The sequence below is a fragment of the Ginsengibacter hankyongi genome (assembly GCF_008710285.1).
Taxonomy (GTDB): Bacteria; Bacteroidota; Bacteroidia; order Chitinophagales; family Chitinophagaceae; genus Ginsengibacter; species Ginsengibacter hankyongi.
This window is the reverse complement of the sequence record NZ_VYQF01000001.1, coordinates 660,918-685,466: the sequence shown is the minus strand read 5'-3', so window position 1 is coordinate 685,466 and position 24,549 is coordinate 660,918. Positions and strand designations below refer to the sequence as shown.

General features: G+C 39.3%; 19 protein-coding genes. 7 read left to right on the top strand and 12 right to left on the bottom strand.

Features of this window, described 5'->3' with window-relative positions; translation table 11 throughout:
- The first annotated feature begins 277 nt into the window (after nt 1-277).
- Both gmd and fcl read left to right on the top strand, forming a co-directional pair.
- Nucleotides 278-1,393, top strand: coding sequence for a GDP-mannose 4,6-dehydratase (gene gmd, locus FW778_RS02875; protein WP_150413088.1), 1,116 nt, complete (start codon nt 278-280; stop codon nt 1,391-1,393).
- A 7-nt stretch (nt 1,394-1,400) separates the two neighbouring features.
- On the top strand, nt 1,401-2,333 hold the full coding sequence (fcl, locus tag FW778_RS02870; RefSeq protein ID WP_150413087.1) for a GDP-L-fucose synthase: 933 nt from the start codon (nt 1,401-1,403) through the stop codon (nt 2,331-2,333).
- A gap of 26 nt (nt 2,334-2,359) precedes the next feature.
- Here the strand turns inward: fcl and FW778_RS02865 are convergent, their stop codons facing one another.
- From FW778_RS02865 to FW778_RS02855, 3 genes are all read right to left on the bottom strand, one after another.
- Nucleotides 2,360-3,538 (bottom strand): glycosyltransferase family 4 protein, encoded by a 1,179-nt coding sequence (locus tag FW778_RS02865; protein ID WP_202552051.1) that lies wholly within the window; start codon nt 3,536-3,538, stop codon nt 2,360-2,362.
- Nucleotides 3,535-4,227 (bottom strand): NAD-dependent epimerase/dehydratase family protein, encoded by a 693-nt coding sequence (locus FW778_RS02860; RefSeq protein ID WP_150413085.1) that lies wholly within the window; start codon nt 4,225-4,227, stop codon nt 3,535-3,537. The genes FW778_RS02865 and FW778_RS02860 overlap by 4 nt, the downstream gene beginning before the upstream one ends.
- Before the next feature lie 65 nt (nt 4,228-4,292).
- Nucleotides 4,293-6,827, bottom strand: a complete 2,535-nt coding sequence (locus tag FW778_RS02855) for a glycosyltransferase family protein (RefSeq protein ID WP_150413084.1) — start codon at nt 6,825-6,827, stop codon at nt 4,293-4,295.
- Between the two features lie 213 nt (nt 6,828-7,040).
- Here FW778_RS02855 and FW778_RS02850 point away from each other — a divergent pair, with 213 nt between their 5' ends.
- On the top strand, nt 7,041-8,450 hold the full coding sequence (locus FW778_RS02850) for a nucleoside recognition domain-containing protein (protein ID WP_150413083.1): 1,410 nt from the start codon (nt 7,041-7,043) through the stop codon (nt 8,448-8,450).
- Nucleotides 8,451-8,842: 392 nt separating this feature from the next.
- Here the strand turns inward: FW778_RS02850 and FW778_RS02845 are convergent, their stop codons facing one another.
- The 4 genes from FW778_RS02845 to FW778_RS02830 form a co-directional block, all read right to left on the bottom strand.
- On the bottom strand, nt 8,843-10,882 hold the full coding sequence (locus FW778_RS02845; RefSeq protein ID WP_150413082.1) for a SusD/RagB family nutrient-binding outer membrane lipoprotein: 2,040 nt from the start codon (nt 10,880-10,882) through the stop codon (nt 8,843-8,845).
- 21 nt (nt 10,883-10,903) lie between these two features.
- Nucleotides 10,904-14,068: a SusC/RagA family TonB-linked outer membrane protein gene (locus FW778_RS02840; protein ID WP_150413081.1), complete on the bottom strand. Its 3,165-nt coding sequence runs from the start codon at nt 14,066-14,068 to the stop codon at nt 10,904-10,906.
- A 219-nt stretch (nt 14,069-14,287) separates the two neighbouring features.
- Nucleotides 14,288-15,037, bottom strand: a complete 750-nt coding sequence (locus tag FW778_RS02835) for a DeoR/GlpR family DNA-binding transcription regulator (protein ID WP_150413080.1) — start codon at nt 15,035-15,037, stop codon at nt 14,288-14,290.
- A gap of 110 nt (nt 15,038-15,147) precedes the next feature.
- A complete protein-coding gene (locus FW778_RS02830) occupies nt 15,148-16,329 on the bottom strand; it encodes a serine hydrolase domain-containing protein (protein ID WP_150413079.1) in 1,182 nt (393 codons plus the stop codon).
- 57 nt (nt 16,330-16,386) lie between these two features.
- On the opposite strand from FW778_RS02830, the gene serA reads away from it, so the two are divergent.
- The 3 genes from serA to FW778_RS02815 all read left to right on the top strand — a co-directional run bounded on the left by serA (nt 16,387) and on the right by FW778_RS02815 (nt 19,674).
- On the top strand, nt 16,387-17,625 hold the full coding sequence (serA, locus tag FW778_RS02825) for a phosphoglycerate dehydrogenase (protein ID WP_150413078.1): 1,239 nt from the start codon (nt 16,387-16,389) through the stop codon (nt 17,623-17,625).
- Nucleotides 17,626-17,691: 66 nt separating this feature from the next.
- Nucleotides 17,692-18,957 carry an NAD(P)/FAD-dependent oxidoreductase gene (locus FW778_RS02820; protein ID WP_150413077.1) on the top strand — a complete coding sequence of 422 codons (1,266 nt, stop codon included), beginning with the start codon at nt 17,692-17,694 and terminating at the stop codon, nt 18,955-18,957.
- Nucleotides 18,958-19,674: a YqjF family protein gene (locus FW778_RS02815; RefSeq protein WP_150413076.1), complete on the top strand. Its 717-nt coding sequence runs from the start codon at nt 18,958-18,960 to the stop codon at nt 19,672-19,674. It abuts the gene before it with no gap.
- Here the strand turns inward: FW778_RS02815 and FW778_RS02810 are convergent.
- The 5 genes from FW778_RS02810 to FW778_RS02790 all read right to left on the bottom strand — a co-directional run bounded on the left by FW778_RS02810 (nt 19,671) and on the right by FW778_RS02790 (nt 22,387).
- Nucleotides 19,671-19,871, bottom strand: coding sequence for a hypothetical protein (locus FW778_RS02810; RefSeq protein WP_150413075.1), 201 nt, complete (start codon nt 19,869-19,871; stop codon nt 19,671-19,673). The genes FW778_RS02815 and FW778_RS02810 overlap by 4 nt on opposite strands.
- Complete coding sequence (locus tag FW778_RS02805; RefSeq protein WP_150413074.1) at nt 19,847-20,182, bottom strand: hypothetical protein; 336 nt, start codon at nt 20,180-20,182, stop codon at nt 19,847-19,849. The genes FW778_RS02810 and FW778_RS02805 overlap by 25 nt, the downstream gene beginning before the upstream one ends.
- Nucleotides 20,182-20,919, bottom strand: a complete 738-nt coding sequence (locus tag FW778_RS02800; protein WP_150413073.1) for a copper homeostasis protein CutC — start codon at nt 20,917-20,919, stop codon at nt 20,182-20,184. The genes FW778_RS02805 and FW778_RS02800 overlap by 1 nt, the downstream gene beginning before the upstream one ends.
- 63 nt (nt 20,920-20,982) lie before the next feature.
- Nucleotides 20,983-22,029 carry a N(4)-(beta-N-acetylglucosaminyl)-L-asparaginase gene (locus FW778_RS02795; protein WP_150413072.1) on the bottom strand — a complete coding sequence of 349 codons (1,047 nt, stop codon included), beginning with the start codon at nt 22,027-22,029 and terminating at the stop codon, nt 20,983-20,985.
- Between the two features lie 49 nt (nt 22,030-22,078).
- Complete coding sequence (locus FW778_RS02790) at nt 22,079-22,387, bottom strand: phosphoribosylpyrophosphate synthetase (protein WP_150413071.1); 309 nt, start codon at nt 22,385-22,387, stop codon at nt 22,079-22,081.
- A 134-nt stretch (nt 22,388-22,521) separates the two neighbouring features.
- On the opposite strand from FW778_RS02790, the gene rnr reads away from it, so the two are divergent.
- Nucleotides 22,522-24,507: a ribonuclease R gene (gene rnr / locus FW778_RS02785; protein ID WP_150413070.1), complete on the top strand. Its 1,986-nt coding sequence runs from the start codon at nt 22,522-22,524 to the stop codon at nt 24,505-24,507.
- Nucleotides 24,508-24,549 lie beyond the last annotated feature (42 nt).

Sequence of the window (24,549 nt, the reverse complement as noted above, 5' to 3'; positions counted from 1 at the left end):
AAAATATGCCTTACATCTTTCCGTTTCCCACCGCCAAATGAACGGATCGCGCCTTTGAAAAAATGTAAATTTCGCCTTTTGCAAAACTTAGGATGAAACCTTTGGGCAGAACGTTGTTTATGGGCCTAATTATTTAATTTCGCGTTCGATTAATAACAATATTTTGTTTTTTTTTACGTCTGATAATGGTGAAAAATTGGCTAACGGTTTTTCCCTGATTCGAAGCAACGGCAAAAAAAAACTAAAATCATTTAAACAAAACATGTAGTTTGCAATTATGAAAACAGCGTTAATAACAGGAGTAACAGGCCAGGACGGGGCCTATTTGTCAGAACTTTTACTAAGTAAAGGCTATGAAGTGCATGGAATAAAAAGAAGAAGCTCGCTGTTTAACACCGAACGTATTGACCATATATACGAAGATCCGCATCGCCCTGATCCGAAATTTAAACTCCATTACGGCGACCTGACTGATTCAACCAATATCATTCGAATCATCCAGGAAGTTCAGCCGGACGAGATTTATAATCTTGGCGCGATGAGCCACGTGCAGGTAAGTTTTGAAACCCCTGAATATGCCGCTGATGCAGACGGCATGGGAACCTTAAGGGTGCTTGAGGCAGTACGTTTGCTGGGGCTGGCAAAAAAAACCAGGATTTACCAGGCTTCCACATCAGAATTGTATGGCCTGGTGCAGGAAATCCCGCAGAAAGAAACAACGCCATTTTATCCAAGATCGCCCTACGCAGTGGCAAAGTTATACGCTTACTGGATTATGGTTAACTACCGCGAAGCCTACAATATGTTTGCCTGCAACGGAATTCTATTTAACCATGAAAGCCCGCTGAGAGGGGAGACGTTTGTTACAAGAAAAATAACCCGGGCTGCGGCTAAAATTGCGCTCGGTATGCAGGATAAAGTGTACCTCGGAAACCTTGATGCACAAAGGGACTGGGGCCATGCAAAGGATTATGTGGAGGGAATGTGGCGTATTTTGCAACAGGATATACCGGAAGATTTTGTGTTGGCTACAGGTGTTACCACCACGGTAAGAAAATTTGTTGAAATGGCTTTTGCAGAGGTGGGGCTGGAACTGGAATTTAAAGGAAGCGGGGTAAAAGAAGTGGGAATTGTAAAAAGTTGCAGTAATCCTGCTATTCATCTGGCACCGGGCGCCGAAGTAGTGAATGTTGATGAAAATTATTTCAGACCTACGGAGGTTGAATTATTAATTGGAGATCCTACAAAAGCAAAAACAAAATTGGGTTGGACTCCGTCGCACACATTGAAGGACCTGGTAAGCGAAATGGTCGCATCAGACCTTGATAAATTTAAAAAAGAAAAACACCTTATTGATAGCGGATTCTTCATCAGCCAGTCTATAGAACATTGATTTAACTATGAATAAAACAGATAAGATATATGTTGCGGGCCATAGGGGTATGGTTGGCAGTGCGATAGTACGAAAACTGAGAAGCGAAGGATTTAATAATATTATTGAAAAAACATCTTCAGAACTGGACCTGAGGAACCAGGAAAGTGTGAATAAATTCTTTGAGACGAATAAGCCGGATTATGTTTTTTTAGCGGCTGCAAAAGTTGGGGGTATTATGGCCAACAATACCTATAAGGCTGAATTTTTGTACGACAACCTTATGATTGAAACAAACATCATCCAGGCTGCTTATAAAAATGAGGTGAAAAAATTATTGTTCCTGGGTTCCTCCTGTATCTACCCGAAACTGGCGCCCCAGCCTTTAAAAGAAGAATACTTACTGAGCGGGCTACTCGAGTCCACCAATGAGCCTTATGCGATTGCAAAGATTGCCGGTATTAAATTATGTGAATATTACCGGGAACAATTTGGATGCAATTACATTTCGCTGATGCCTACCAATTTGTACGGGCCTAATGATAATTATGATCTTCAGAACTCGCACGTATTACCCGCGCTTATTCGAAAACTCCATACAGCAAAAGTTTCGGGTATGCCCTCCATTACGTTATGGGGAACGGGTTCACCCAAGCGGGAGTTTTTACATGTAGATGACCTGGCAAATGCGTGCCTGCATTTAATGGAACATTATAATCAGAAACAGTTTTTGAATATAGGAACAGGCGAAGATTTGACCATTAAGAAATTAGCTGAATTAATTAAAAATATCGTTGGCTACGATGGTGATATAAACTGGGATGCAACAAAGCCGGATGGCACTCCAAGAAAACTGATGGATGTAAGTAAGGCACACTCACTGGGATGGACACACGAAATCGCTTTGGAAGAAGGAATTAAAAAAACCTATGCTGACTTTCTTACGCTTAATTTGAATTAATAATTATCGGTTTCGCCGGAAACTAATTATTTGATTAATAAATTCCTGTATTTTTCGCAAAATGTTTTTCCGCTAAAATGCTCTTCTGCATAGCGCCTGCTTTTATTACCTACCTGCTCCAATACAATTTTGTTATCAGCCAGGTGTTGCAGAACAGCAATCCCTTCGGCAATGATTTTACCTTCATCAGGACTATTGTTTAACAGGAAACCATTTTCTCCATTCGTAATGTAATCAGGAATACCGTCAACGGCAGTGGATACAACAACTTTTCCATGCGCCATCATTTCCATAACCGCAATAGGAAGCCCCTCATAGGCGGAGGTGAGCAACAAGACATCAGCGTTGCGGTAAATTTCCTCCATCTTATCAGCGCCCTTAATGTTGCCGTAAAAAGTGGCATACGGATAGTCAGCAGGATTAATGATTTTTTCCACATCCCCGACAAACGAAAAATGAATATTGGTTTTCATTTCAGAAAACTTCTTTGCGATAGCGGCAATGATATGAATTCTTTTTTGTGGTGCGCCCCGGCCAACGAAAACAACCGATAAAGTGGAATTAGTATTTTGAAAACGTTCTGGAATATTAACCTTATTATCTATAAAATGTAAGCGGGAATATAACGGTAACGGCAAGTTGTTTTTTTTATATAAAGCTTCTGCATCTCTTTTAAGTTTGGCAGTGCTGAAAATTCTTACATCAAGATCTTTAATAAATTGTTGCGTATAGTTAAACCACGTATTGAGGTGACAGATATCAGCACGTACCGCATTTTTTTTTACATGAGGCAATACTTTATAGAAGTATAAGCTTTCGCCACCAATTACTACCGGGTTTTCGACCTTATTGATCAACGAGGCTATAACGCCGCGGTAAAAAAGATTTACAAAATGATACCATTTATTATCAACATAACGGTGGAGATCAACGGTACGAACGCCTTGAACTTTAAACTGGTCCAGGAACTCGTTGTTCTTTGGTTTCTTTGAAAAAATTACCAATGGGGATTTATCTGCAAAGCAGCCGCATAAATCATAGTTAACTTTTACTGATCCGCCGATATCAGCCGATGGAGAGAAAATAAAAACCTGGTGATGCGTTTTTAAAGAAAACAAAGGGGCGCATATTTTTCCTAACCATACAAAAGGAAAAATAATCACAGCTTCTATATTCCGTTTTATGATCGCTGTTTTGTAGGTCACCTTGAATGATAATATTTTTTTAATAATGAAGCAAGATAGTTATCATTAAACTGAATATGTAATGATGTAAACAGGGATTCAATAGTTGTAATGTCTATAAAGTAATTATCCCCTCTTTCAACTTCATTAATGATTGCTTTTTTATTAAGATGCGTTTCAATGGTTTTAATAATATAGGGAACCGGGTAATTTTGAGGATTGGCAATATTAATGGTAGTATTAATATTTTCTTTTTCCTGTAAAAAATAATTAACGATTGCATACATATCGTCTACCCCTATTATATTCCTGAAAGCATTTTTCCAAACTGTCAACGGCTGATCCTTTAGTATGTTGAAGATAAAATAATTGAGCAGCGTATAAGGGTTATTAGATACACCGGCAAGATTTGAAATTCTGAACAGGTAATACTTTGCAGCATTTTGTGTAATGTATTCCTCCATATTTTTTTTGTGAGTGACATAAGGCGAGGAGGCAAGATCAACATCCTGGATACTGCAGGTACTGAAGTAAACGAGTATTTTTTCCGGGTAGTCCTGCATGGTTTGTTTCAATAACAGGAACTCTCTTTGGTAATTTTCTTCAACAGTATCTTTTGAATTGGAAACGCCTGAAGCGAAAATAATAATGTCTTCATTATTCTTATAAGAAGCAAAACTATTTGCGATCATTCCATTCCCGATAACCATAAGTATTACTTTTTATTGCACGAAATATAAAACGCGAATTTCACGAATGAATGTATGCGTCAACTTTATAATAAATGCGCATCGGGCTTCTTTCTTTTCCCGATTGCTAAATAAACAATGGCAGCAATTAATGAAAGGAACACCAGTATGTTTGCTATAATTGTTATCGTTCTGCCGGTATAATATGATTGCGGTTCGAAGCGAAATTCAATCTCGTGGTCGCCGGCCGGCACATACATGCCACGCAAAACATAATCTGTTTTTACATAGTCTGCTTTCTTACCATCAATAAAAGCATTCCATCCAAGCGGGTAATACACTTCACTTAATACGGCAAATTGTGGCGTTGTGCTATGAAATGTATAATCAATTTTGTCATTGAGATTTTGTTTGAGTTTGATAAATGCAGAAGAATCAGCAACCGGTGGCTGCTTAACCTGCGGCATATATCTTTTGTCAACAACAGCCGTATCTTTTAAATTGGTGCTGTCCAGTGCCTCCATTTCTGCATCTGCGTTAGGAACATACTTTATTCCTTTCACCAGCCATGCATTTCCAAACGCACCCGGGTTCAGTTGTGCAGTAGGTTTTCCCGTTTGAGGATTTTGAACGATAAAATATTTTGTATTCAACATATCAAAAACCTGCATATTCCCTTTGCTTAGCTGGTTATCGATGATGTCTGCATACAATCCCAGCATCGCAGGGTGATAACCGCCAATAGAATTATGATGATAAGAAGTCCTGGAATCGCTGTACAGCGGGCTGGCTGCTGTTTGGTCAAATACGCGGAAATTAGCATGGTCGGGATCTTTCAAAATTTGCTGGTCTGCTTCTGTAGGTATAAACGCAGCTTCAAAATCACTATCATCTACAAAAGTGTCGGCGTTTAAATACCGGCTTGCCACGCTCAGCAAATCAAAAGATGAAAGAACGATGAGTCCTGCCATTAGAATAGCGGGCTTTATTTTTCTTTTTATAAATAATCCTATTAAAACTACAGCAATGCCAATCAATAAGATATTTTTCAAAAGATCTGAACCCATCAGGTCTTTCCTGTCGCTGCGTAACGCATTTATAAGTTCCGAACTGAATGATTCTGCCTGTTGCTGTAATTGCGGCGGCGCTTGTTGTCCGGGCGGCACCTGTTGTAGCATGCCCTGCTTAAAATTCTCTTTGAGAGATTTATCATTACCGCCGCTAAAATCTGCCGTAAAATAAAATCCTGCCAGGAGCAGTAAAATGGCGCCGGTAACGTAAACGCTTACCCGTAATTTTTTCCAGGCAACACTCCAGTCAGTTTCGTCAATTAATTTGTTTATTGCAAGAACACCCAGGAACGGGAAACACAATTGAGGAATAACCAATGACATGGTTACCGCCCTGAATTTGTTGTATAAAGGAAGGTGGTCGAAAAGGAAATAATTTATCCCTTTTAAATTAGCGCCCCAGGCCAATAAAATTGCAATAGCTGATGCCGCAACAATCCACCACTTATACCAGCTTTTTACATAGAATAATCCAAATATGAAAAGGAAGCAAATGATTGCGCCAAGGTAAACCGGCCCTGCGGTTGATGGTTGCTCACCCCAATAGGAACTGTAATCCGCATATTGAATGGCCCTGTCTTCCTGCTCGCCTGCCTGGGTAAGTTTATCAACAAATTTTGATGAAGAACTCATTTGCTTGTTACGGCTTCCGCCTCCATACAAATCGGGGACAATAAAAGTGAACGTTTCCCCAAATCCATAACTCCACCTGAAGGCTTCTTCTTTATCAAGGCCGCCCTTTGTTTTGTTTGCGCTATCATGCGTAAGTTCTGATCTGCCGCCTCTTGTGCTTTCTTTGGCATATTCCGCAGTTGGCAGCATAGTTACAGCGCTGCATGTAAGTCCCAATACTCCAGCAACTAATGCCAAAACGCCGCTTCTAACGGCAACGGATAATTGTTTTTCTTTATAACTTTTAATAATGAATGCTACATACATTGCCGCGGCAATGATTAGGGTGTAATACACCATCTGAACATGGTTCTGGCCGATTAATAGAGCGGCAAACAGCGCAGTGACAGCAAAACCTGCCCAGTATTTTTTTTGAAAAAGCAATAGCAACCCGGCCAATACCGCAGGCATATATCCAATTGAAATCATTTGTGTATCGTGGCCAACCGTAACTATTATCGGGTCGAATGTTGAATACGCGTAAGCCAAACCGCCCATAATACTTAACCATGGATTGATACCGGCAACAATACATAACAGGTAAAAACAAATGCAAGCCAGGAAGAAAAAACTAATGGGCTTAGGTAATCCAAGTGTTATTACATTTCCGAGGTATCCAACCAGTATATGAGTACGTGCGTCCAAAAATATTTGGTAAGCTGGCATGCCACTGTACATACTGTTCGTCCACAACGGGTAGTACCCATACTTATCATGAAACTCTACGGATTGCTGGCTCATGCCCCGCCATCCCTGTATATCCTGTTGCGCAACTACTTTGCCTTGTAATGCAGGTTTGCAATAAATAACAGCAACAATTAAAAAAATAACAATTGCAATTACATGGGGCAATAATTTTTTGAAATCGAAATTCTTCATGAACTTATTTTCATTTAAAAAGCAAAGTAAAAGTTTTATACCAAAGGGTTCAAATAAAGTTTAAGGCGCTTGTTGAAAAAATGCCCGGGAGTTGTCGTCGTGAATCCGTGACAGTAGTTAATCAGGAAGGAAGTTATTGATCAAACAATTATCAATTTTCAATTGTCTATTATCAATTATCATTTCCTATCTTAGTTTCTTACAAATCAATTTATGGCATTAAGCAGAATATGGGCGGCGTTTATAATAATTGCTGTATTGGCAGCAATTATTCAATGCGTTTTTATTAAAGATAATACAGATATATTTAGCAGGATGGTGGTTGGCAAGACCGGGGATACTTCTTATACAAGGCCAGTGGATACTACTGCGATGCCTGCAACTATATTACATGCAATACAAAGCGGCAAAACGTATAACGGCGGCAGTTATATGTATGCAAAAACATCTAACGGCAGTTACGTCTCTTACCGGCAACAAAGCGGAGATGGAATTATTGCCACTGCAAAAGCGGCTGTTGATATTGCCATCAATCTTATTGGCATTATGGCGTTGTTCATGGGCTTTATGAGCATCGCAGAAAGGGCAGGGGGCATAAGACTTTTATCAAAAATAATAGGTCCGTTCTTCTCTAAACTATTTCCTGAGCTACCAAAGAATCATCCGGCAATGGGTCACATGGTTATGAATTTTTCTGCCAACTTACTGGGGCTTGATAATGCCGCAACTCCGTTTGGCATTAAGGCCATGGAAAGTTTGCAGGAGATCAATCCCAATAAAGACACCGCATCCAATGCACAAATTATGTTCCTGTGCTTACATGCATCCGGGCTTACTTTAATCCCGGTGAGCATCATTGCAATAAGGGCTTCTTTAAATAGTTCTAACCCAACGGAAATTTTTATTCCGTGTATGATTGCAACTTTTGCTGCAACCATTGCAGCAATGCTCATCGTATCGTTTAAGCAAAAGATCAATATTTTTCAACCCGTTATTCTTTTATGGGTGTTAGGTATTTCTGCAGTCATTTCTTTAATGATCATTTATTTAAAAGAATTGAGCTTCACGGGCGTCCAGACTTTCTCCGGCGTGTTGAGCAACGGCATTATCCTGTTTATATTTTTCCTGATAATATTGGGTGCGTTATATAAAAACATCGACATTTTCAGCGCCTTTGTAGAAGGTGCCAAAGGAGGTTTTGAAGTAGCCATTAAAATAATCCCGTACCTGGTAGGGATGCTGGTAGCCATCAGTTTATTAAGGACCAGTGGAACGTTTGATGTAATTATTAACGCGATGCGTCATCTTTTTTCAGCGTTAGGCACCGACACGCGGTTTGTGGATGGCTTGCCTACTGCCTTAATAAAACCCTTAAGCGGAAGCGCCGCAAGAGGCATGATGATTGATGCGATGACAACGCACGGCCCCGATTCCTTTGCTGCAAGATTGTCTTCTATCTTACAGGGAACTTCGGATACCACCTTTTATATTGTTGCCGTTTATTATGGCGCCGTTTCTATAAAAAACACGCGGTACTCCATTGGCGCGATGTTGCTTGCTGACCTTGTGGGGATCGTTACGTCGATATTTTTAGCGTATTTATTTTTTGGACATAGTATGTAAAGTCCCAGCAGCTATAACCGCGTCATTATTTTATATTCAAGACAACAATCTTTCCATGCATTGTGGTAGCAATCACTTTATTTTTATCCAAAGGCATTATATTAGTTATAAGGGCATTTGAAATTTTGTGTTTCCATAAAATGTTACAGTTAGGTTCATTTGGCACGAGATCTCGTTGATTAAATGATACATAAATTATGTTATTCTACTTTTTTGCCGAGTAAAGCATTTCAAGGCTTTTAAGCAAGTTTTTAAAGTGAGAAAGCAAAAAAAATACGGGTAAATTTTACCCGTATTATCTATGTTCTTTTGAACAAATAAAGTTATTTCTATTTCCGAATTAAAGTGAGATAGTCTTTGCTAGCAGACTATACCCGGAATAAATCGCCTCGCTATTGTTTGAGATAGCCATAATATTGATCGTCTGTTGCACAATCCCACCAAACCGGCATACTCCATATATTTGGATCAGTGGCATGGGCATTTAAAGCTGTTGTATGAATAAAATTGTATTGTATTTCATAAGTTGGAGGTAGTGCGAAGCGTCGTATCCAATACCTTGGATCGGTGGGGCTACCACCCGTTAACTGGGCTTGACCTGTAAACAAAGGTCCTCTGCCATACCCCGGATACACAACACCAAAGTTTCCAATGTCCCCTGCGCTAAAATCAAACCGGCGCATATCGTTCCAGTTTTCGATATTGAAACCCATAGCAATATACTTTTGCAGCATAATGTCTGACATTGTCAAAGAACCGACATCCTGGGCAACTGCATTACTCGTCATATAAGTATCAATAGCTGTCTGATCCATGGGCCCCATGTCCGGATTAGGGATACCGGAAGAAGTTTTGTCATAGCTGCCTTTCCATTGGTTAAGCTTGGACTGCATATAATCTAAGTCAGCCTGGATACCTGCCTTGTATGCAGCATAGGCATTGGCTGCATCGCCCTTTCTCATATACACTTCAGCTTTAATAAAGCACATTTCATGATACATCAGGATCTCCATGTCAGAAACAGGACGAATTTGGAAGGAGCCAGTGGAAGCGACAACGCCGGCATTATAATCGGCTAAGTTTGGATACCAGGTTACATCATTTGAAGGCTGAGCTACACCTGTTGTGGCAAGTGAATTGCTGCGCAAATTTACATAAACAGTATCTCCTGACCGTCGGTAATCCGTACTCGGTATGTAGATAGATCCCGCCTTATAAGTTACTGTTACATTATTTCCGCTGGTCGTATAAGGCCGCCCTGCCGCATCCTGTGCAGCAATAAAATTGGCACGGTCGGTTCCATCGGGAATAGCATATGTTACATTAGTATTCGTTGCAGCATAACTGACTGTTGCGATAGAAGTAGCCCCACCTTTTAATAAACGGTTGGGGAAGCCTAACGGAGACGGGTGTTGATCTGTTGTGTTGTAAGAATTAACACCTATTGAACGTAACCATTTATAAGTTGATACCTTACCAGTGCCGGCGTCAAGTGTAACACTATCCATAGAAGCAGGTATAATTTTCGGCATCCTGGGATCAACCACTCCAGCCCCCCGGATATTAGTGAGGAGATTGTAATAGTATTCGGCAATGCGTTGGTTGCTGCCATAACCGGCGAAATCATAATTTCCATTGCCCGAAACAGGATCTCCCTCTAAAAAATCGGTTGTGTTGCTATTATTAAAATTTTGTTCTACTACATTGTCTGCATTAGATTGTGGCCCTTTGGACAAACAGTATAATATAGAATCCGGGTTAAACAAGTCAGCTTTTTTTGACAGTTTGAGCATATACCGGGCTTTTAATCCCCAGCATAGCTTTAACCATTTATCTACATCACCGTTATTCCATATATCTCCGGCAGACAAGGATGGAGCGCCCGCCTCCTGTGTTTTACTAAATAGAGCAATAGCCTCATTGAGGTGGTCCATGCACCCGTTAAAAATAGTTTTACCGTCATCAGGAACGGGACTTGGAATTCCTGTCCCTGCCTGCGTGTAAGGCATTTCACCATACACATCAAGCATTTCCATATATCCCAGGGCGTGTAATACATCAGCCGCAGCCATATAATGATAGGCACCCTGTTTCTGAGCGGTATTATACAAGTCCGTTATATTGGAAGATACTCCCACAAAAAATGCCTGGTATGGTGTCGTTGAATTGCCACTAGAGCATTGCCATGTTGTACTCAGCGTATTTTGAGTAGCTGCAATAGCATAAATAACTCCCGATATGCATGAAGTACGCATATTGGTAACTCCTGCTGGTTCCTTCCACTCATTTTGGATCCAGGGTAACTTGTTTTGAACCGGTACGCTTTGATTGTTTGGATTATCCGGGTCGGTATTGACATCCAGCCACTTTTTACAGGAAGCTAATGCAAATACGAGTATGAAACCCAGCGTGATGTATTTTGAACTTTTCATAATTTGTTTTTGTTTCATTAGTTAAAACTTAAGATTGATGCCGAATGTGAAACTTGCTACTGCGGGTACACCCAGGTAATCAATACCTGTTGAGCCAGAACCGCCTGTTCCTCCTGCTACACTTACTTCAGGATCCATTCCTTTATAGTTTGTCCATGTAAATAAATTCGTGCCTACGGCTGTGGCTGACAATCCCTTAATAATTCCTTCTTTTTTAAACATACTGGAGAAATCGTAAGTTAATGACAGCGAACGCAGTTTCAGCCAGTTAACAGAAGTAATAAAATTCGAAGAATTAGCAGCATAGTTTTGCCAGTATTGGTAGATCATGGAAGAGCCGGCATAGGTTGTTGTACCAATTTTATAACTTTCACCTGCCTTGTACGTTATAGAAGTATCGGCTCCTGTAACGCTGCTTACGCCGCTCAAGGCTACCGATTGGCGATCATTCAGGGTAGTCTTTTTACTTAAACCATTAACTATCATAAAATATTCTGTACCATTAAATACATCTCCTCCTATACGGATGTCAAGAAGAAATGACAATGATAAATTTTTGTAGCGTAAGTTATTATTAAAGCCACCTATATAACGCGGTTCACGATTACCTACAATCGGTAAATTAGGGTTAAGCTTATAAAGACCAGTTTTAGGATCTATCTGGTAACGGCCGTTTGAAATTTCCTTACCATTATTATCTGATTCACGAAGATAAGGTGAACCAATTATGCCCAGAAAGGGGCCACCGTTTGGAATAGATGCTGCCTTTATTGTTCCAAACTGTACGTCAGTTGGGTAAAAATACTGCACACCTGGAATGAAAGCTCCTAAGGTGCCTCTATTGTAGGAGAAATTGATAGTGGCATCCCAGCTAAAATTCTTTTGAGATACTATTTTGCCCGTAAGCGCTATCTCCATGCCCTTATTAATCACAGTTCCGGCGTTAAGGGTGCTAAAAATAAATCCTCCGGACTGGGCTAAGCGCGGCGAGCCAATTTGATTCGCCGTTTGACTATGATAGTAAGTATAATCGAGTCCGATACGATTATTCAAAAATCTAAACTGCCCCCCAACTTCCCACGAAGTTTGAATTTCAGGTATTAAAGTAGCGTTACCTGCTTGCCATTGATTACCAATGCCAACGTAACTTCCATTACCGGCGAGTATTGTAACCGGTGAATTTTCATAAGTATTGGTTGCATAGGCATTAGCATCTTTACCAACTCTTGCCCAGCTTGCACGAAGTTTACCAAACGAGAGAATATTGTTTGCGGGTAGCAATTGCGAAAAAACAAAAGAGCCGCTAAGCGAAGGATAAAAATAAGACCAGTTTTCTACAGGTAAGGTAGATGACCAGTCGTTCCGTCCCGTTGCTGTAAGATAGACAAGATCTTTATACGATACGCCAACTTCTCCAAAAACCCCTACCAGGCGCCTTCTTGTTGTGTTATCGGAAAATTGTTTATTTGCAAGATCGATGCTATTTAGGCTAACAGTACCGGGTGTACTAAAGTTCCATCCCCAAAGATTTTGAACATTGGTATTAAAATCGTCTGAAGTGGTTCCCAAGGTCAGGTGAGTATCAAAATTTTTAATGGTTTTGTGAAAATTAGTCATCACGGTGGTTGTGATGTACGTATAGTTAACCTGGTCTTTGCTTAAACGGCCATTCTGGTATTTTGCAATCACGGCAGACCCAGGAGCAATAAGAGTATTATCTTTAGTAAAGTATTGGTCATAACCCACGCGGCCTGTGATGTCCCACCAATCGGTAATTTTAAAATTGCCGTTGATTCCGCCCGTAAAGCGGTTAGTTTTCGAGGTCAACTTATCCTGGTTAATGATCCAGAAAGGATTATCAACATCGTCTGCCAAATCCGTAATAGTTGAGGCGTATATCCGATGCTGTGTCCCGTCAGCATTTATATAATTTCTTATGTCGGACGTTTGAGGCCAGTGATACAATTCCTGCATGCTTCCTACTCCACTTCCATACAACCCTGCAGAGGTCAACGTTCTGTCCGTGTTGGCAACAGAATAGGCAGTAGTTGCATTTATAGTCAAACGGCCATATTTCTGTTCACCGTTAAAACGAAAAGTTGTTTTATCGTAACCTGTACCGGGAACGATACCCGTTTGCTTAAAATTAGATCCGGATAAATAAAAAGAACCAGTCTTTGTTCCTCCTGATACGTTTACGTTATTATCATATATAAGGCCGTTCTGAAAGAAATTACCGATGTTGTTATAAATAGTACTGTCGGACGGAATTTTTGGTCCCCATGAATTATACGAATCAGTGTTAACCACGCCATTACTAGAAACGCTACCCGGGCCAAACTCAGTTTGAGCTTCAGGCAACTTATCTGCCCAGGATGTACTTATTTTACTGGTAACATTAACAGTTACTCTTCCTTCTGCTCCTTTCTTTGTGGTAATCACAATAACACCGTCTGCGGCTCTCGCCCCATACAATGCGGCGGCTGCAGCACCCTTCAAAACCGTAAGAGTTTCAATGTCTTCCGGGTTAATATCCATGACGCGATTGGAGTAAGTTGTATTACTGCGGGATAAACCGTCAGTGCCTGTATTACCGGTAACCGTAGTTGAGTTATCGTATATAATACCATCAACAACAAATAGCGGCTGATTTTGCCGGGTTTCCGAAGTAGATGTAGCACCACGGATAGTTATAGATGCTCCGGCGCCCGGTGCACCGCTGAACTGTGTAACATTAACACCAGGAACTTTGCCAGCTAAAGAATTGACGATATTGGTGTTTTTATTTTTCATCAATTCCTTCGCATCTAACTGGGTAGTGGCATAACCAAGCGATTTTTCCTGCTTTTTAATACCCAGAGCCGTAACAACCACTTCTTGCAATTCCCCATTTCCCGCCTGAAGAGTAATTGAAATAGTGGAAGAACTTCCTACTTTGATTTGCTGGGTAGAAAAACCGATGGCGCTAATAACCAAGGTACTTCCCCGTGAAGCATTAATAGAAAAACGCCCGTTGACGTCAGTTTGGGTTCCTGTTTTTTGTCCCAGGAGAAGAACTGATGCTCCGGCAACCGGCGTATTATCGGAAGATAACACTGTGCCGGAAACTGTTTTTTGCTGAGCCAAAGTTGTTTGACATAATTGTAAAAATAAAAATGTCAGAATAGCTGTTACAAATTTTTTCATAGCAATTTTTATGGTTTGTTTAAAATGTTTCTGTGTGTTTATGACATTAAAAAATAGTGTTCTGCTGCGTTGATTAGTTCGTAGGGTTGGATAGAAATATTTATAAGTCTGTTCAAAAGAATTCTATTATCAATTAAAAAAACAACCGTGCAACCAGGCTCTTTTATAAGCGGTAAGTGGTTCTTTTAATAATAATAAATATATTTATGCTTAGATGCTTTATATAACTCTTATGCCTGCCTGAACATAAGGTTTTAAAATCTCATGGTCGGCAGGTAATTCTGTTATCAACGTATCAATCTTTTTAATATCGCATACCTGTATCGGCTGTTGGGAATTAATCTTTTCTGAAATAGTTAAGCAAACCAATCTTCTCGTTGATTCAATCATTGCTTTTTTTACTTGTACCACATCCCAGTCATTATCAGAAACTCCGTTTTCCAAATTGATGGCGTTGACTCCCAAAAAGCAGAGGTCTGCTTTTATTTCCCTGATTTTTGAAATTGCTTCCGGTCCTACCGTAATTTTTGAGTTTTTAGAAATTTTATCCCCAATAACAATTACCTCAATATTGGGATGGCTGCTATATTCAAAAAGAGCCGGTATACTTCCTGAAATAAATGTTGCGTGCAAAGCGGGGGGCAGCGCCCTGGCCAATTCTATAATAGTAGTTCCGCCACCGGACAGGACAAACATGCCATCTTTTATAAGTGATACAGCCTTTTGGGCTATTATGCGTTTTTGCTTATAACCATAAACTTCCTTCGGTGTGTGATGTCCGTTATGAAAGGAAGGAGAAAGTGCACCGCCATGAACCTTGATTACTTTACCGCTATCCGCGAGTTGTTGCAAATCTCTTCGTATTGTATCGTCGGACACATTTATTTGCTGGCTTAAATCAGCAGACAAGACCTTATTATGCAAATTAACCTGGTGGAGAATAAAGGCGTGTCTCTCTTCTTTAAGCATTAGTTAAAAATTTGTTAACCAAAACTAAATTGAAAAAAGCAAAAAACCGCAACTGTGGAAAAAAAGTTTAAAAAATATTGCAGATAACCGCAAATAACGGCAGCTAAAGGTTATTTAGAATTACCTTGTTTTTCATCATCCTCCATTACCGAAGAAGGCTCAAATATCTCTGCCATTTTCTTAGCCCTATAAATATATGGATTGTATTTATTGCCTAAAACTATTATGGTTGCTGAATCCTGGATCATTCTTATGAAAACAGTATTGTTACCGTGCCACCAACCATTATGATAGATAATTTTTCTTCCATCAGGATACACATTCATTCTCCATCCATATCCATAATTTCTAATGCCTGGCTTTTCATTACTGTAAGGCGTATAAGCTTCTTCCAGTGTTTTCTTACTAAAAATTTCATTGGTATATAAACACTGGTCCCATTTTAATAAATCTTCAGGAGTACTGTAAATATTTTTATCGCCGAACCCGGTATCTAAATAGGTAAGCCCTTCCTGTCTTCCACGGTAGTAAGAAGGCATTGCTGAGGCACTATCACTCATGTTAAACACATAAGTATCCTTCATATGTAGAGGCGTGAAAAAAGTTTGTTGAAGGAAATCAGCATAACTCATCCCGGAAGCTTTTTCTATAATTAAACCTAATAAAGCATAATTAGTGTTACAATATTCAAAGCGTGTTCCCGCCTGGCTATTAATGGGAGGCTTAAATTGAATAAGATAAGAAAGAACATCTTCATTACTGCAATATTGTTTCCTGTTCCACCCAAGTTTCTCCATAAAATAAATATAATTGGGCAAGCCACTTCTGTGACTCAGTAATAATTTCACCGTAACATTATCGTAGGGAAAACCGGGGAAGAATTTCTTCATATCATCATCCAGGCTTAGTTTACCCATTTCAACAAGCTTAAGGGTCGCCATTGCTGTAAATGTTTTTGAAACAGAAGCGAGGTGAAAGGCACTATGCGGCGTTAAAGAATCTTTTTTCTTCAGATTAAAATAACCATGATAATCCTCAAAAATTACACGGCCTTTTTTGGCTACTAGTATGCCACCATTAAAGCCTTTATCAACTAAATTATTGATGTAATAATCCTTTATAGCGTTATAATACGCATCAAATTCATGCTTGGGAATATAGCCGGGCTCCGGAGCCACATACACTGAAGGATCTTCAGAAACTTTTTTAATTTTCTTGGTTGCGCCGGATTTGCAGGCTACCAAGAATAAAGAAAATGATATTGGAATTAAAAGAAACCTACTGACATTCATTAGAATACATTCAACGATTTAGAGACTATATTTGCAATATTACAATACAAAATTTATATGGCTGAGAAAAAATCAACTAGTTATCCTAAAGAAAAAATAAATATTTTATTTCTTGAGAATATAAGTAAAACGGCGGCAAAGAAGTTTTATGATGCAGGTTACACTTCTGTAAAACAAATTCCCGGAGCTTTAAGCGAAAAAGATCTGATAAAAGAGATTAAAAATGTTCACCTGCTTGGTATCAGGTCAAAATCAAAAATAACCCAGGAAGTGCTAAACAATGCAACAAAACTGCAGGCAATTGGCTGCTTTTGCATTGGGGTTAACCAGGTGGATTTGGCGGCTGCCACTAAAAAGGGGGTTACGGTTTTTAACGCACCTTATTCAAATACAAGGTCTGTAGCAGAATTGGTTATTGCTTCTTCGATCATGCTAATAAGGAAGATTCCCGATAAGAATAAAGCCGCTCATGAGGGGAAATGGATTAAAGATTCATCTGGCAGCCATGAGCTTCGCGGCAAAACTTTGGGCATTATTGGCTATGGAAATATTGGCTCCCAGGTAAGTGTACTCGCAGAGGCGCTTGGAATGAAAGTTATTTTTTATGATACTGAGACTAAAATGCCTTTGGGAAATGCAGAGGATAAATCTACCTTAAAAGAAGTATTGCGTTTGGCTGATGTTATTACATTGCATGTTCCTGATCTTCCCACAACCCGGAACATTATCAACAAAACAACCCTGAAGTATTGCAAACCGACTGCAATGCTTATCAACTATGCAAGAGGCAAAGTGGTCGATATTCCTGCATTAAGAGACGCATTGGTTAATAAGGAGCTTGGAGGCGCCGCTATAGACGTGTTTCCCGTTGAACCGGAAAAAACCGGCGATCCTTTTATAACCCCCTTGCAGGGATTAAGTAACGTTATATTAACGCCCCACATTGGCGGATCCACTGAAGAAGCTCAATTGAACATTGGGGAAGATGTAAGCTCAAAGCTTTTCAATTTTTTAGAAAAAGGAATTACTACTGGTTCTCATACTACGCCTGCATTGAGCCTTCCACCGCAGGAAGGAACGCACCGCATTCTTCATATTCATAAAAATGTTCCGGGAGTATTATCCGAAATAAACACAACACTTTCTGAAAATAAAATAAACATACTGGGACAGTATCTAAAAACGAACGATGATATTGGATATGTTGTACTTGATGTTAGTAAGAATATTTCAGGTAATGCGGTGGAATTACTCAAAAAAGTTAAAGAAACAATTAAGGTAAGGTTATTGTATTAAAACGTTTGCCATGCAAAGTTTAAGAGGATATTTTTAAACATTAAAAACATCAAACGATAATATAGTATGAACGTTTTAATTATTGGAGGAGGTTTTGGAGGCTTACGGCTTGCAAGAAAATTGAGTAAAAAAAAGAGTTTTGATATAACACTCATCGACCGTTTTAATTTTCACCAGTTTCAACCTTTATTTTACCAGGTGGCTACAGCAGGCCTCGACGCCAGCAATATCTCATTTCCATTGAGGAAGGTTTTTCACAGTGAAAAGAATATTCACTTCCGTATGGCGGATGTGAAATCCGTGGATATTGCTCAAAAAAAAGTAATTAGTGATGTTGAAATTTTTCCTTTTGATATTCTTATTTTAGCCACCGGTGCTGATACTAATTTCTTTGGAAATGCTGAGCTGGCTGCCTGTTCTTACCCCATGAAAAGTACAGTGGAGGCATTGCAGATAAAATACAAGCTTCTTAGAAATATTGAAGATGCTTTATATGCCAAAGACGAAAAGCAATTACAAAGTCTCATGACCATTGTAATAGTTGGCGGCGGCCCTACCGGTGTGGAAATGAGCGGCGCCATTGCAGATATGCGCAGGTTTGTTTTCCCAAAAGATTATCCTGAACTCGATTTCAATAAAATGAAAATCTATTTACTGGAGGGCAGTCCACGAACACTTGCAGCAATGAGTGAAAAGTCGAGTCATGATTCGAGTGAATATTTAAGAAAATTAAATGTAATTGTAAAAACGGGCACCATTGTAAAAAATTATGACGGTTCAACAGTCACTATGCAGAATGGTGAAACTATTGAATCTTCAATGGTAATATGGGCGGCAGGAATTACAGGTAACGTTCCGGAAGGAATAGATAAAAGTATAATTGTAAAAGGTAACCGCATTACCGTTGACCGGTTTAGTAAAGTGAAAGGAGCCGAAAACGTTTATGCTATTGGCGATGTAGCTTATATGGAAACCCCAAAATACCCGCACGGGCATCCGCAAGTGGCATCAGTTGCAATTGCACAGGGAACTGTTTTATCGGATAACTTAAAAAGAATGGAAAAGAATCTTTCGATGAAAGAGTTTGAATACCATGATAAAGGTTCATTGGCAACCGTGGGACGTAACCTTGCAGTAGTTGATATTCCTAAACCTAAGCTGCATCTGAAGGGATTTTTAGCATGGATATTCTGGATGGGGTTACATCTTTTCTTATTGCTCGGTGTCAAAAACAGGATAGCGGTTTTCTTTAACTGGATTTATAATTATCTTACATATGACCAGAATTTGAGATTGATATTCCGGGTTTTTAAAAGAACTAAACACGAATAAATGAGCTCGCATTTTTTGCATGCAGAATGGAATAACCTGATCATGGCAAATTATGTCGTACCTAAAGAATTACTTCTTCCATATATTCCCGCGGCAACAGAACTGGATTTTTACAAAGGCAAAACCTATATAAGCCTGGTTGGATTTATGTTTCTTAATACCCGGATAAGAGGGCTTAGCGTGCCTTACCATATAAATTTTGAGGAAGTAAATTTGCGGTTTTATGTAAAGCATAACGATAGGGGCAGTTGGAAAAGAGGTACAGTTTTTATAAAAGAAATTGTTCCCAAACCTGCAATTAGCTTTATTGCAAACCGGTTGTTTAAAGAAAAGTATTCAACCATGCAAATGAAACATTTTCATATTGAAAAGCCTGATGTTATAGAAACCTGCTATGAATGGAAATATAAGAACAAATGGAATAAACTTATGGCTGCTTGTCATAAAAAATCTTCTCCCATGCGTATTGATAGTGAAGAAGAATTTATTGCAGAACATTATTGGGGATATACGAAATATAATGGCACCAGAACTTACGAATATGAAGTAGAACATCCCAGGTGGGAAATTTTTCATGTTTCTGATTATACTATCGAGTGTGATTTCAAAGGAATTTATGGAGATGAATTTTCATTTTTAAAGGAAATAAAACCATCGTCAGTGTTTATGGCAAAAGGCTCGGAGGTGAGGATATATCCTAAAATAACGTTGTCTTAGGGAAATGATTTCATAAATGCTTTTGCCCTGCTTTTAAATGCGGCACTTTGATGAGGTAACTGTTCTTCAATAATTAATTTTATTTCAGGGATTATTTCAGGATATTTTTTTGCCAGGTTAGCCAATACCGTTAGCGAGAATGCTTTGATGGCAATAGCCTCATCAGGCGATGCTAAATATTTAAAGCAAATTTCCATAACCATCCCTTCATATTATCCAGGATGTCAACGGCTTGCAAGAGTCTTATCGTGTTTCTTTTTATTGAATCATGAAGATTGGGTTTATTTAAATTGCTGAGGAGCTCTCGATAATTATTGCGCATAAAACCGGGATGTTTAATAACACAATAGCTTAACGGCCATGCTGCCCTTTGCGTTAGCCGGTATTCACCGTTTAAAAACAAATGAAATAATTCATTGAATTTTTCCTGGTTGCTGCCCACCCATTGTACAATTTTGTCGCATTGTTTTTTTGAATGTTCTTTAAGAATAACTTCTTCCAGATTCATTAAGCAATTGCTGAATTTGAAAATTGTTCAAGAAGATCAACCATCTTTTTTACTTCTTCTTTATTAACAACAAGATGTCCCGTTTTTTCACCCATTGATTCGTTCTCATATTTCATATTGCTGGCTGTAAAAATACTTGCTGAACTGTGAAACTCAACAGCGCCAGTACTTTCAGCCAATGAGGTAATATTTTTTGAGCTTACTCCTGAGCCGGGCATAATAATCATCCGGTCATCTGCCTGCAAAATTAATTGCTTAATTATCTCCACACCATCGATGGCTTTTGGACGCAGGCCTGAAGTTAAAATTCTTTCACAGCCTATTTCTATAATATCTTCCATCGACTGAAAAGGGTCTTTTGTTCTGTCGAAAGCCCGGTGAAATGTAACGCCTAACGGATAGGCATAATCGACCAATTGGCGGCATCTTTTTTTGTCGATAGTTCCATCCGTTTTCAGTAATCCCAAAACAATTCCATCGCATCCTGATTGTTTGCACAATTCAATATCCTTCTTCATGATTTCAAATTCATCATTGCTGTACAAAAAATCGCCGCCACGTGGCCGGATCATTACATATAATTCAATTGAAAGTTTTTCTCTTGCAGCTTTAATAAATCCATACGATGGAGTAGTACCTCCTTCCAAAGGATTAGCACATAATTCAATTCTGTTGGCACCTGCATCCTGTGCGGCAATGCAGCTTTCAATATTAAAACCGATTATTTCTAATTTCATAATTATTTTTAATCAATCATCACCTGAACCCCAGCGTTTTTTATTGACCATTGACCATTGCCTTTACCCCTGTGTATCAAACACGTATTTTGAAGGAATTATTTTTTCTTCTCCATTGCTTTTTACACAGAATACAAAACCTTTCTGGATGGCGTAAGCTCCGTACTCACCCTTTTTATTAAGTGCTAAAAAAGCTAACTGGAATGTTTTTGCTTTCGCCATATCCCTGCTTATCACCCTGTTTATAGCCTTGCGACATGCCATTTCCGGAGAGTCGCCCTGTCGCATAAATTCAACTACCAAATGGGTTCCGCAAATGCGCATATTTTCTTCGCCAACGCCGGTGGATGTTGCTGCTCCTACTTCATTATCTACAAATATTCCTGCCCCTATAATTGCTGAATCGCCCACGCGCCCATGAATTTTAAATGCCATACCACTCGTTGTAACAGCGCCACTCAGATTGCCGGAATTATCTAAAGCTACCAAGCCCATCGTGTCATGATTGGCTGATCCATCATCAAAAAAAGCGGGAGCAAATGGACCGTGTTCATCTTTCCCCGGATTTTCCCCGGGATGATTTTCAATATTTATTACCGGCTTATATTCACTTTTTTTCAACCAGCCTTTGTATGCATTTTCAGCATCCGGCGATAATTCTTTCGGTTCTTTTTTAAATCCGTTTTCAATGGCAAACTGTTGAGCACCTTCTCCGACAAGCATTATATGTGGGGTGGTTTCCATTATTTTCCTGGCTACGGAAACTGCATGTTTTATCTGTTCAATTCCTCCAACGGCGCCACAATTGGCTTTTTCATCCATAATGCAGGAGTCAAGTGTGACAATTCCATCCCTGTCGGGATAACCGCCTAAACCCACACAACAGTTTATTGTGTCTTCTATCTGCCGTGCTCCTGCTTCTACAGCATCAAGAGCACGCCCGCCGGTAGATAAAATTTTCCATGCAGCCGTATTAACGTCTTTGCCGGAATCCCACGTGGAAATTACAATTGGCTTCGTCTGTGACACATCGTTGGTAAGTACATTTTTTACGGAAAGTAAAGGCGCAGCAAAGCTGGAAAGTTGCAAAAATTTTCTTCTGTTAAGCATTGTTGTTTTATTGAAAATTAAAAAATAAGATTGGTTATCGTGGCATGTTTCATTTACGGTGTATAGAAAGTTTTTTAATCATTTCATTAGAAATAGAATCCGCATAAGCCCCATAGGCATTCACCAGCACCCCTTTCATCTTTTCTTCTTTTGATTCAACGGCATACACCACTGCCTCATCAGACGGGTTTGATTCGCCCTCAAACCTATATACCTCAGTAATTTCAAATTCGTGTGGGTTAAGGCATTCATTTGTTTCGTTACAAATTAATTTATCGAATGAAATATTAAAATCTTTAGTATATCCTCTTGCTTTTAAACTATTAAGCGCATTAGATACTGTATCGTAATTTGCCATTTTTATTTTTTATCAAAAATAAAACATTCCGTTTAGGGAACACGTAATTGAATTTTCCTTTCTTTATCAAAAAAACTGATACAGATACTTTGTGTAAATTGCGTTTATAGACAATAAATGTAGCTGAAAGATTTATGAGTAAAAAAACAGGAAAGAAAAAACAGGATCCACTGATCCAGGGAGTTTTGGATATTACACGTTCCGGCATTGGTTACGTAATTACCGAAGGCCGCGATACGGACGTGTTGGTTAGGCCAAACGATTTTAACAGAGCCATGCACGGAGATACGGTAAGAGTAAAACTAAAAAAATCAAATGGCCGCCGTGCCGAAGGGGTAATCGAAGAAGTTGTTGACAGGAAACAAACAGAATTTATTGGTAATATAGAAGTGAAAGAAAACTTTGCTTTTTTCAGACCCGATAGCCAGAGGCCGATACCCGACTTTTATATAAGCACCAGGAACCTCAGCGGAGCAAAAGATAATGACAGAGTTGTTGTAAGACTTTTGAATTGGGAAAAAGGTGAAAAAAAACCAGAAGGAGAAGTAGTAACTGTGCTGCAGGCAAGAGATAAAAGTGATATGGCGATGAAAGAAATTCTCATTCAGAACGGCTTCCCGCTGGAGTTTCCGAAGATTGTTCTGGACGAAGCTAATGAATTAAAGGAATCGATTGATGAAACTGAGTTGGCTAAAAGAAGAGATTACAGAAATGTACTCACGTTCACCATTGATCCCGCCGACGCAAAAGATTTTGATGACGCACTCTCTATACAAAAGGTTGGGAAAGATGAATATGAAATTGGGGTACACATTGCCGATGTAAGTCACTTTGTTAAGCCAGGTTCGGAGTTAGATAAAGAAGGGTACAGCCGGGCAACGAGTGTGTACCTACCCGATCGTGTAAATCCAATGCTCCCGGAAAAAATTTCCAATGAGCTTTGTTCGCTCAGGCCTGATGAAGATAAATATACCTTCTCTGTTATTTTCATAATAAACAATAAGGGAAAGGTAAAAGATTACTGGCTGGGCAAAACTTTTATTCATAGCGACCACCGGTTTAATTATGATGAGGTGCAGGAAATTATTGAAACCAATACAGGAAAGTATGTCGAAGAAATTCAATACCTGAACTCACTGGCAAAACATTACCGTAAAGAAAGATTTAAAAATGGTGCCATTAATTTTTCCTCAACAGAAGTGAAATTTCAATTGGATGAAACAGGTAAACCAATTGGCATTGTCGTAAAAGAAAGCAAGGAATCTCATCAATTGATAGAAGAATTTATGTTGCTGGCCAACAGGACAGTTGCTGCCCATGTTGATAAAATAAAGATTGATAAAAAACCAATACCCTTTCCCTACCGCATTCACGACACACCTGATGAAGAAAAATTAAAACCTTTTGTTGCTTTTGCAAAAAAATTTGGATACAAGTTTAATATGAACAATGAAGCGGAAGTCGCTGCGTCTTTCAACCAGTTGCTAAAAGATGTGCATGGCAAACCTGAACAGCACGTATTGGAGCAGTTGGGTATTCGCACCATGGCCAAGGCAATTTATACTTCAGAAAATATCGGCCATTATGGTTTGGGCTTTGAACATTATTGTCATTTTACCTCGCCTATACGTCGCTATCCTGATGTGATGGTGCACAGGATTTTACAGGACGTTATCGAACGAAAGGTTCATCCTGATAATAAGATGGAGGAAAAATGCAGGCATTGCAGTGCAAAGGAACGTTCTGCTATGGATTCTGAACGGGCAGGAAATAAATACAAGCAGGTTGAATTTATGATGGATAAAGTGGGCGAAGATATGGAAGGCGTAATAAGCGGTGTCGCTGCATTTGGCTTTTGGGTAGAAACGGTAAATGAAAAGTGTGAAGGCCTTGTTTCGGCAAGAGATCTTTCAGATTATGATGACTTCCGGCATGATGATACAGACTACGCCCTGGTGGGGCTTCGTACAGGAAAGAAATTTCGTATGGGAGATAAAATAAAAATAAAACTGGTGGCTGCAAATCTTGAAAAAAGACAACTCGATTTTGAATGGATTCCGGGGGTAGAAAACCTGAGAGTGAAAGCGGTAAAGAAAAAGAAAATGAAAATAAAAAGATAACTGTTTAATGCCTCATCTTCTTAACGGTAAAATCTTCCAGCC

Coding starts and splice junctions, on each gene's coding strand:
- gmd (WP_150413088.1), top strand. CDS start 278: ATGAAAACAGCGTTAATAACAGGAGTAACAGGCCAGGACGGGGCCTAT.
- fcl (WP_150413087.1), top strand. CDS start 1,401: ATGAATAAAACAGATAAGATATATGTTGCGGGCCATAGGGGTATGGTT.
- FW778_RS02860 (WP_150413085.1), bottom strand. CDS start 4,227: ATGGTTATCGGGAATGGAATGATCGCAAATAGTTTTGCTTCTTATAAG.
- FW778_RS02855 (WP_150413084.1), bottom strand. CDS start 6,827: ATGAAGAATTTCGATTTCAAAAAATTATTGCCCCATGTAATTGCAATT.
- FW778_RS02850 (WP_150413083.1), top strand. CDS start 7,041: ATGGCATTAAGCAGAATATGGGCGGCGTTTATAATAATTGCTGTATTG.
- FW778_RS02845 (WP_150413082.1), bottom strand. CDS start 10,882: ATGAAAAGTTCAAAATACATCACGCTGGGTTTCATACTCGTATTTGCA.
- FW778_RS02840 (WP_150413081.1), bottom strand. CDS start 14,068: ATGAAAAAATTTGTAACAGCTATTCTGACATTTTTATTTTTACAATTA.
- FW778_RS02835 (WP_150413080.1), bottom strand. CDS start 15,037: ATGCTTAAAGAAGAGAGACACGCCTTTATTCTCCACCAGGTTAATTTG.
- FW778_RS02830 (WP_150413079.1), bottom strand. CDS start 16,329: ATGAATGTCAGTAGGTTTCTTTTAATTCCAATATCATTTTCTTTATTC.
- serA (WP_150413078.1), top strand. CDS start 16,387: ATGGCTGAGAAAAAATCAACTAGTTATCCTAAAGAAAAAATAAATATT.
- FW778_RS02820 (WP_150413077.1), top strand. CDS start 17,692: ATGAACGTTTTAATTATTGGAGGAGGTTTTGGAGGCTTACGGCTTGCA.
- FW778_RS02815 (WP_150413076.1), top strand. CDS start 18,958: ATGAGCTCGCATTTTTTGCATGCAGAATGGAATAACCTGATCATGGCA.
- FW778_RS02810 (WP_150413075.1), bottom strand. CDS start 19,871: ATGGAAATTTGCTTTAAATATTTAGCATCGCCTGATGAGGCTATTGCC.
- FW778_RS02805 (WP_150413074.1), bottom strand. CDS start 20,182: ATGAATCTGGAAGAAGTTATTCTTAAAGAACATTCAAAAAAACAATGC.
- FW778_RS02800 (WP_150413073.1), bottom strand. CDS start 20,919: ATGAAATTAGAAATAATCGGTTTTAATATTGAAAGCTGCATTGCCGCA.
- FW778_RS02795 (WP_150413072.1), bottom strand. CDS start 22,029: ATGCTTAACAGAAGAAAATTTTTGCAACTTTCCAGCTTTGCTGCGCCT.
- FW778_RS02790 (WP_150413071.1), bottom strand. CDS start 22,387: ATGGCAAATTACGATACAGTATCTAATGCGCTTAATAGTTTAAAAGCA.
- rnr (WP_150413070.1), top strand. CDS start 22,522: ATGAGTAAAAAAACAGGAAAGAAAAAACAGGATCCACTGATCCAGGGA.